Below are 1,474 nucleotides of genomic sequence, written 5' to 3' on the forward strand. Positions count from 1 at the left end.
CAGATAGAAGCTCTCCCCATCTTTCAGCTTCTTCCCCAATACGGTGATGCTCGTATCCTGCAGATACTCTCCCAGTGTCAGTGGATAGGTATCCGCTTCCTCTTTGATCTTCTTTCCTTCCAGGAGTTCACAGTCGATCATGTAATTCTGCCATGCGAGCTCACTCATCACACCCTGCTCTGTTTTCTTCATCTTTCCATCCTTGAAATAGAAGAACTGCGGCGTGCTTCCGCTGAAGGCAGGGATGAGCTTCTGGATATCCCGGAAGGCCTGATCGGTATCGGAAATCTTGTCTCCCTGTTCATCCAGCTTCAGCTCCACGATATCGATGTCCTCATGGGTACGGGAAAAAGGAAGGATGGTCCGTTCCATCAGCGAACAGTCGCTGCAGGAATTCTGGGAGACCATGAGGATGAAGGTGCTCTTATCCCCGATCTTTCGCTCCAGCTCCTTCAGCCTGATCTGATCCAGCTGAACATCCTCTTTCGTCAACAGCATATCCGAATCGCCGCAGCCACTCATCACCAGACACAGACTCAAGACTGCCAATAATTTTTTAAACATCCATATCCCTCTTCCTTTTTCAATGCTTGAACCGTTACGCTCACAGATCAGCTTCCTGACAGGTTTTGCACTTCCCAGTAATTTCCACAAATCCTGTCTTTTTATATATTGTCAAATCTAGCTTTTCATGGTACTATCTCTACGCCTACAGTAGTTTACTGTACGATCCTGCACGCTGCACTGACTGGAATATATGAGATATCCAGTTTTTTTATTTCCTTCCTCAGCTGTTCCTCACTCGCATGAGCATAGAGGTTTTCAGTGATCCCAGTAGAAGCATGGCCCAGCATAGCGGAACAGTATTTGATGGGGATACCGGCCTCCAGTGCTCTCGTCGCAAAGGTATGCCGCAGACTGTGGAAGTGGATGTCGTGGATTTCCAGCATCCTCAGCAGCCTGTGCATATGGTAGGAGATCCTTCTGGGCTCCATGACGGTGCCATTTCGGGTATGAAACAACGGCGCTTTCGGATCCTCTCTACGCTCCCGCGGCATCGTGTCCAGATACGTCTTCAAAGCCTTATAAAGTGCCTCATTCATCGGCACCTTGCGCACTCTGCTGGATTTTGTGCTCTGATAGATGAGCGGACAGCAGACCGTTCCGTCTTCCTTATAGGTCATCACGCGATTCAAGGATTCATCCACCTGGATCTGTCGTTTGGACAGGCAGATATCCTCGATACGTAAAGCACTGACTTCCCCGATCCGCAGTCCCGCATGGATAGCGAACAGCACAGGCACCATAGAATTCTCCTTATATACCGGTGAGATGGCCGTTGTCAGCCGTTTCTGTTCCTGCACGTTCAATACGCGGACCTCCTTCTTCACCTCTCTTGGATATTCCACACAGCGGCAGGGATCATAGGAGACGATGCCCAGCTGGATCGCCCGTTTGAAGGAGAGCTTCAGGA

The 1,474-nt window shown here is 49.7% G+C and carries 2 protein-coding genes; both read right to left on the reverse strand.

Annotated features, from left to right (window positions below; all coding sequences use genetic code 11):
* The coding region (locus NE665_RS23690; RefSeq protein WP_256302679.1) for a thioredoxin family protein at window positions 1-564 on the reverse strand (564 nt) is incomplete at its 3' end.
* A gap of 155 nt (window positions 565-719) precedes the next feature.
* A partial coding sequence (locus NE665_RS23695; RefSeq protein WP_256302680.1) for a site-specific integrase occupies window positions 720-1,474 on the reverse strand: 755 nt, incomplete at its 5' end.

The sequence above is a fragment of the Clostridium sp. DFI.1.208 genome, assembly GCF_024463855.1.
Lineage (GTDB): Bacteria > Bacillota_I > Bacilli_A > Erysipelotrichales > Erysipelotrichaceae > Clostridium_AQ.